General features: G+C 57.0%; 7 protein-coding genes. All 7 read left to right on the top strand.

The genetic code is table 11. The features are described from left to right. On the top strand, positions 1-2,791 hold a 2,791-nt coding region (locus tag VBE63_RS22650), incomplete at its 5' end, for a calcium-binding protein (RefSeq protein ID WP_323685283.1). Between the two features lie 230 nt (positions 2,792-3,021). Further along, positions 3,022-3,645: a hypothetical protein gene (locus VBE63_RS22645; RefSeq protein ID WP_323685282.1), complete on the top strand. Its 624-nt coding sequence runs from the start codon at positions 3,022-3,024 to the stop codon at positions 3,643-3,645. A 69-nt stretch (positions 3,646-3,714) separates the two neighbouring features. Continuing rightward, positions 3,715-4,206, top strand: coding sequence for a hypothetical protein (locus VBE63_RS22640; protein ID WP_323685281.1), 492 nt, complete (start codon positions 3,715-3,717; stop codon positions 4,204-4,206). 305 nt (positions 4,207-4,511) lie between these two features. Beyond that, entirely contained in the window at positions 4,512-5,561 is a 1,050-nt protein-coding gene (locus tag VBE63_RS22635; RefSeq protein ID WP_323685280.1) for a hypothetical protein, read from the top strand. Between the two features lie 261 nt (positions 5,562-5,822). Then, the gene (locus VBE63_RS22630; protein ID WP_323685279.1) at positions 5,823-6,590 is read left to right on the top strand and encodes a SapC family protein; all 768 of its coding nucleotides are present in this window, start codon (positions 5,823-5,825) and stop codon (positions 6,588-6,590) included. Between the two features lie 154 nt (positions 6,591-6,744). Continuing rightward, entirely contained in the window at positions 6,745-7,011 is a 267-nt protein-coding gene (locus tag VBE63_RS22625; RefSeq protein ID WP_323685278.1) for a DUF2281 domain-containing protein, read from the top strand. Continuing rightward, on the top strand, positions 7,008-7,361 hold the full coding sequence (locus VBE63_RS31555; RefSeq protein ID WP_416274640.1) for a type II toxin-antitoxin system PemK/MazF family toxin: 354 nt from the start codon (positions 7,008-7,010) through the stop codon (positions 7,359-7,361). Before VBE63_RS22625 ends, VBE63_RS31555 begins: the two co-directional genes overlap by 4 nt. Positions 7,362-7,415: the final 54 nt, after the last annotated feature.

The following is a 7,415-nucleotide window of genomic DNA, read 5'->3' as shown; positions in this document are numbered from 1 at the left end:
GACAGGTACCGACTGGGTCGGCCCCGAAGCCCCGGCGAATCCGGATGACTACGATGAGGTCTTCCTCAGCACCGATGGCAATGACACCATCGAGAGCGTCGTCTCCGCGCTGGTGAGCATCAACACGCTGAACGTGGCCGATCAGCTCGACGGCGGTGCCGGAACCGACACCCTGAACGTCGACATGCAGGGTAACTTCGGCGGCTTCAGCACCGCGGGTGGTCTGAGCAACGTCGAGATCGTCAACCTGAACAACAGTACTGCCATCGAGCGCAACTTCAACGCGGCAGATATCGAGGGCGTCACCGAGTACAACATCGACGCCACCGGTGCGGCGGTCAACCTGACCAACCTGGGCAGCCTCGCGCCAACGGTCAATGTCGCCAACCAGGCTGATGGCGCTACCACCCTCGGCTTTGCCACCGACGTCACTGACGGCACCAGCGACAGCTTTGCTATCGGCCTGAATAACGTGGGCACACCTGCGGATGCAGACAACAATATCGACCTCGCTCGAGTCACGCTGACCGTCGATGGCATCGAGACTCTCAACCTCGACGTCGCCGGTGCGAACGTGGTGGCTCTGGGCTCCGATGACGCTGAAACGATCAACGTCACCGGCGCTGGCTCGCTCAACCTCACTGATGTTGGCACCAGTCTTGAAACCTTCGATGGCTCGACCGCTACCGGCGATCTCGATATTGCGCTCGCCGATGCCACCGGGATGACCTCGGTCAAGACCGGCAGCGGAAACGATACGATCCGCGCTGCGATGAGCAATGACCTGACCGTCAACGCGATCATCGAGGGTGGTGAAGGCGATGACACGCTCGCGGTGACCGGTGGTGCCGCCCTGCCATTGCAGCAGTATCAGATGACTGGCGTGGAGACCTTCCGGGTAGGAACGCTTGGGAGTGCCTTAAACTACTCGGCCTTGAACACGACCGGGCTGACGACGTTGCAAATGGTTGGTGCTCCAGGTTTTAACGCGGCGTTCACAGACCTTGGCGCAGCGGCGATGACCGTCGAGCTGCTTGGTGCTAGTAGTGGTACGCACGCCATGACGGCCGATCACAGTGGTGCAACCACGGTGAAGGTGACCGCCAGCGATGAGGCCGATGCCGATAGCATCGATAACAATAAAAACACTGTCACTGTCGCCAACTCAGTTGGCGCATTGAGCCTGATGGTCAGCGAGTTCGCGAACTACACAGGCACTGTCGCCGCAGCAGAAGCGACGAGTATTAACGCGCAGATCGATGGCGCCATCAATGGAGCACTGACCGCTGGTTCGGCCCTCTCCGGTATCTTCAACAGTGGAACCGCAGCGTCGGTGCTGAACCTCACAGCGGCTGAGATGACCGATCTGCAACTCAGCGCCGGTGGCGATTTCGCTTTGACCGCTTCGACACTCACCGCACTCCAGAGTCTGACCGTCGATACGGCCGGGGATTTCGTGCTGCCAGCTGGCGCTGATGCTCTGGCATCCGTCACGCTCAGTGGCACCGGCACCGCCAACATCGGTGCGATCGACAACACTGCTGCGGGTTACGGTCTCAATATCACGGCCGATAGTCTGACCGATAACAACGGCACCGACGCACTCACCGTCGGAGCGCTGACGACCTCAGCCTCGAACAACATTACGGTTAATGTGGCCGGTGTGGATGGTGCGGTCGCATTGAACGCGATGACCGTTGCCGGCGGCACCACCGGCACCATTACCGTCGATGCCAATGGCGCTGGGATTGATGCTTTGACGTTTGCTGCAGGCGATCTCGAGGCAAGAACCGTCAACGTCGATGCCGCCAATGCAGATGCTGGGCTCGATGTCGACATCGTGGCTCACAGCAGCGCCACCGCCACCGGCACGACCAAGAACTTCGTCAACGATATCCAGGTCATCGGCTCAGCCACGGCGACAAACCTCACGGTCAATATGACCGGTGGTATCAATGACGATACCTTTACTGTGATTTCCGGAGCTGCAAATCAAAACTTCAACCTCACCGTTGATGGCAAGCTGCAAGCAACGGCAACTGGTGACCAGTTGATCCTTGATGCTGCTGGTGGAAACCTGAACGTCTCCAGCCTGTCGATGACGGGCATCGAGAAAATTACGGTTGACGATGATTCCGACACCGTAACCGTCGCCGCCGCCGGTGTGACGGGCAAGACCTTTACGCTCGAGGGTACAAATGCTAATGATGTGCTGACCGTGCAGGGAACGGCGGGTAATGACACCATTGACATGAGCAACGTCACGCCTGATGGGACTACCCCTGGCGTGTTGAGCATCAACGGCCTTGCGGGGAATGACACCATCACCGGCGGCGCGGGCAACGACACCATCACCGGCGGCGCGGGCAACGACACCATCACCGGCGGCGCGGGCATTGACACCATGACAGGTGGAGCGGGCGACGACCAGTTCGTGATCAATCTCACTGGCGATACCGGAAGCACCTTTGCGACCGCTGATACCATTACCGACTTTAAGGTCGCAGGAGCGGATACGATCAAAACCGGTGTGGCTGCAAATGCAACTAACTTCACAGCCGGCTCCCAGATCAACGGGGCAGCGATAGCTACCGAGGCTGCAGCATTGACGGCTGTTAATGGAGTACTTGATGAAACTGTTCTGTATGCAGTCGTCTATAACTTCAACGGGACGGGAAATGGCTATCTGTACTACGATGCAGATGGGGACGTTTCGTCTGGTTTGTCGGTGATTGCGTTGACCGGTGTTGACGCTACGGGTGACGTGGTTGCTGCAGACATTGTTGCTTAGTCAGCACAACGCCTTGCGAAGGCGGCTAACCGCAATGTGTTTCCGAGCGACCCCGTTGGGCTGATACGCAACTCAGCCCCTTCAACCTCAGGGCAAGGATGCCCGAATGTTTTGACAACCCCGCTCCCGCACCGTCGGGGCGGGGTTTTTATTGTCCAGACAGCCAAGCTCAAAGCAACGCATCAAATTGAATTGCTTTGGTCGCCACCAACCAATTATGGAGAAATAGAATGACATCTCAGCAATATTCCGTTAACGAGCAAAAAATCCACGCCGTACTAAAAAATGGTAATGCAAACAAAATCAACCAATGCGCTGCGATTTTAAGAATTATAGATCAAGCAGAGGATGCAGGTAGGGCAGCGTTGATTCGCTTTGCTGCGGAGTTGATCGAAATGGTCAAGTCCAACCACCAGGGCGGTAGCAATGATGATTTAATTCTGATTACGGACAATGAAAAAGAGCGGCTTCAAGAAAGATTTGGTAAGATTTCTGATGAAATGCTAAAGGCATTAATAGCCGAAAACCTAGAAGAGCCGATCTTTTATCAAAAACTTTGGGGGATTGTGAATAACCCGTTTTTCAGCGAATCTAATGCCAGGGAATATGTTTTTTATAACTTGTTGATGGACAGTCAGATTCCATATTTTAAAGTCGATGACGGCTTGCGCATGAGTAACGATGAATTTCAGAAAACGCTCGGTGCTCTTTTTTCACTCAAAGCGGAAGTGCGCTTCCTGTTGAAACGCGATTTTGATCAGCGCACGCAGCGGGCAAGTAACTTGCTCGACCTATTCGACAAGGTTACTGACCGCAATGATAAGGTAGTGCTCATGGCTTATCTTCTCGGGTAATGTTCGAACAGCATCGATGAGCTTGCCCTACTAAGGGTACTACAGAAAGCGACACGCTAGGGGGTGACCATGTCTGGAAGCATTGATGTATTCATCGAACAGGCGTTAGCAGCTGCACAATCTAGCGAAGTGATCGCTAACGACTCTAACGTGACCAATGCCTCGCTGGCAGATATGCGCATGAGCGATCAATCCGGAAAGAAAAGTTTAGAAGAACGAGTCAGACGTCTGGAAATCCAATTTGAAACACTCTTGTCAGTGAAAGCCCCGCAGCAAAACTTTCTGTTTTCGAATACGGCGCAAAGTCATGCAAAAAATAGCAGCGACATTACCCTCTCCAACAATTTAGAACAGAATTGGGAGGCGCCGTTAGCGGAGGTAGCTGAGGTGTTAAATCAACAAAATCAGGACGATGTCATGGAAATGTTTACTACACTGCGAGAAGAACTGCAAAGAAGCAGACCGCGAAGTGGGACGGTCAAGGGGCTTTGGGATCAGATTTGTGTGGCTGCGCCAGCGGTCAAGCAGTTGCTGGATATCACCCGCATCCTCGGAGGTTAGTCGCTAGATGCGCAAAAACCAAGGGCACGGATGGCGCTAGTGCAGCCCTGTTAAATACCTGAGACCGTTCCTGGATATTGACGCTATCATGACGCGTTACTCGCATTGCTCCTGATCAGAGGTTCTCACCGATGCCGCGCTGCACCGCCCAACCCCATTCATGTGTCCGGCAAAGACATGCGCGCCCTGGAAGCCCTTGAGCGCCGACACAACGCGCCCCAAGGGTTGGTCAAACGCGCCGCCCAGATCATTCTCCTCGCCGCACGCGGGGCGCTGACGAGATGTCCTGAGCGTGCAGAGAAGCCATGATGTCGCTAGAAACCGCCTTTCTGCACTTACAGCAAGCAGCCAGCCGGCAGGGCTGCCAAGTGCTGTTGCGGGCACTGACGGAACCGGTGCGGCGGATAGGCGCTAGCGCGTGTCAACTCGGTGCGCTCGGTCTGGATGACCGGCTGAATGATGTGACGCAGCACATCGAGGCCCTTCGTCTCAGCGTTGAGCAGCAGCTGTTCGATGGGCGTTTTGCCGAGCATCTCATTGCCCTTGGGCGCCGTTGTGGCGAACTGGAATTTGCCACAGTAGCCTGCGAATGCGGTGTGGAACTGCATCCTCTGCAAAGCCTGAGAGAGGAGTCTCGGAGCCGTCAGAAGGCGCCGGACTTCGTACACGACAATGATCCTTGTCTGTATTTCGAGGTCAAGACCCTGGCGCGGGTGCATGCCAATCAAAACGTCAGAGCACTGCTTGCCGAGGCACAAGCCGAACAGGACAATGTGCGACGCCAGTTAGCGGGTGGTTCCAAGGTTGCCACCAGCCTAATCGTGGATCAGCCCTATGCGGACAAGCCCTATACCAAAGGGGCCATCGGTGGTTTGATCGAGACCCTGATCTTGAAAACCTGCTCCAACTACAAACCTGGACAATTTTCACATGGCCCGACCGTTCTTGTGCTGAATCTGTTCGATTTACCGCTTTACACTACTGCCCCGGAGCAACTTCGACCGGTTTTTTGGTCGCCCGATCCACCGGTGCCTGGCCCGATGAGTGGCGCCCTCTGGATGAGTGCCTTTGGTGCCCCTGGGAATCTGTTGTTCATGCCGCCGGAATACGCCGGACAACCCGCTGTTGAAGGCGCGATGCGGCTCCACGGAGTGTTGCAGACCCATGCGGATGTACGGGGTCTGATCGTCTTGGCGCATGCCCTAAGCGGCCCAGCGCAGGTGATGGGCTTACTCCTCCGTTCGCAGCGAGATACCTTCATGCAGGACGAAGGCCAATCATGGGAGACGCTGAGCCGCCTTTTCGGGCAATACTGGAACGACGAGCAGGATAGCAACGGTTGGCAGCTCGGTTGATGCCGGCCATGCAGGTTTTGTCGAGCGCGGAAACGAAATCAGTCCACGGTTTAACCCAGGCCCGGCCCTGATCTGAAGGCCAAGCATACGGAAACCGTACGGAAACCGGGTGCGACACCTGCCAAGACCGGTAGCTCTGACCACCAGAGCACGGACGCCCATCACCCCAGACCAACTCCCTCCCAATCCCTCGGCGCGGGGTGTCGTCATCGGCATCGTCCCCGTAGACTGGACTCAATCAAATACCCCCGGAGTCCCGCCATGCCGACTTACCAAGCCATCACCCACACCGACTTTGCCCACCGGCGCTGGAAGCCTTATGACCACTACCGCTTCGCCGCCGCCGAGGCCATCGTGCCCCTGGTCGCCCAGGAACTGGCCAAAGCCTGCCACAGCCTGCCGATCGCCTTCATCCGGCAACAGGACCACTTCATCCCCGCCGCCGTGCAAGGCTTGCAACCGGGCCAGAACCTGTTCGTCGCCCCGGATGGGCGCTGGCTCGGTGGCTACATCCCCGCTGCCTACCGCGGTTATCCCTTCGCCCTCGCGCAAGCCGACACCGGCCAACTCGTGCTCTGCGTCGATCTCGACAGCGAACTGATCGCCGACCAGCACGAGCAACCCTTCTTCACCGACACCGGGGAGCCTGCTCAGCGCGTCAAGGACGTGCTCGACTTCCTCCAGCAGGTGCATCAGAATCGCCAACACACCCAGCGCCTCTGCGCCGCCCTTGAGGCCGAGCAGTTGATCACCGCCTGGCCCCTCAAGCGCCAAAGCGAGGCCGGTGAGCAGCCCATTGACGGGCTCTACCGCATTGATGAGCCCCGTCTCAACAGCCTGGACAGCGACGCCCTCACCCGCCTCCACCAAGCCGGCGCCCTGCCGGTCGCGTATTGCCAGCTCCTCTCGATGCAGCACATCCACACCCTCGGCAAGCTCGCCGAGCGCCAGGCCCAGGCCAAGCCCGCGCTCGACGCCCGTGCGTTCTTCGGTGCTGAGGACAGCCTGAGCTTCGACTGGGACCGCTAGGCGAGACCTCGCCGCTGGGTACACCGCTCTTGGCGCGGATGATCACCGGTGACCAGGCGCTGTTGTGGGTTGCTGCACTCTAGGCAGTTGAAGGCATTGGGGGTGATTTAGACGCTTCGCCGAGCCCGTATCGCGAATCTCGAGCAGACGCTGTATGCTGAAAGCCACCGTTGGTGGTTCCCATGAGGGCATCTCGATGCAGATTGAAGAACTCATTGTTAAAGTTCGTCGTCTTCCAGCTCTCCGTCAGCAGGAGGTCATGGACTTCGTGGTGTTCCTAGAGCAACGTGATAGCGAACCTGGGCAGTCTGACTGGTCAGAGCAAAACTTCCGCGCCATGAGCATTGAGCAAGCGATGCGTGGGCTGGAAGATGAGCCGGACCTCTATTGCGAGGATGATCTCAAAGATCGCTGGTCATGAAGAGCCCCGGTCAGATTGCGTTGATGCCGTTCCCCTTTACCGATCTGACGCATCGCAAGAAGCGGCCGGTACTCCTGTTACGACGACTCGATCATGCTCATGATGACTGGCTTGTGTGCATGGTGTCCTCACGGCTGCATCATGCGCAGCCGGACCTGGATTGGGTACTGAGTCCTAACGATGACGGTTTTGCCGCCACTGGGCTTAAAATGGCGAGTGTATTCCGGCTCTCTCGATTAGCAGTGCTGGATGGTTCTCTGTTGTTGGGCCGGCTCGGTTCAGTATCGGAGACCAGGCTTTGCGAGCTAAGACATCGCCTCAGTCAATGGATAGATTGCAGGAGCGATTGAAGGGTACTTCATCGGTGGGGATATCAGGGACGGACCACGTTAACGGCTGATCTT

The organism is Lamprobacter sp., assembly GCF_034860625.1.
Lineage (GTDB): Bacteria > Pseudomonadota > Gammaproteobacteria > Chromatiales > Chromatiaceae > Lamprobacter.
The sequence above is the reverse complement of the archived record's forward strand: the minus strand, read 5'-3'. Positions and strand labels throughout refer to the sequence as shown.

What these genes read in the sequence shown, in the direction of transcription:
- VBE63_RS22635 (WP_323685280.1), top strand. Translation starts at nt 4,512, where the DNA reads ATGATGTCGCTAGAAACCGCCTTTCTGCACTTACAGCAAGCAGCCAGC.
- VBE63_RS22645 (WP_323685282.1), top strand. Translation starts at nt 3,022, where the DNA reads ATGACATCTCAGCAATATTCCGTTAACGAGCAAAAAATCCACGCCGTA.
- VBE63_RS22625 (WP_323685278.1), top strand. Translation starts at nt 6,745, where the DNA reads ATGCTGAAAGCCACCGTTGGTGGTTCCCATGAGGGCATCTCGATGCAG.
- VBE63_RS22630 (WP_323685279.1), top strand. Translation starts at nt 5,823, where the DNA reads ATGCCGACTTACCAAGCCATCACCCACACCGACTTTGCCCACCGGCGC.
- VBE63_RS22640 (WP_323685281.1), top strand. Translation starts at nt 3,715, where the DNA reads ATGTCTGGAAGCATTGATGTATTCATCGAACAGGCGTTAGCAGCTGCA.
- VBE63_RS31555 (WP_416274640.1), top strand. Translation starts at nt 7,008, where the DNA reads ATGAAGAGCCCCGGTCAGATTGCGTTGATGCCGTTCCCCTTTACCGAT.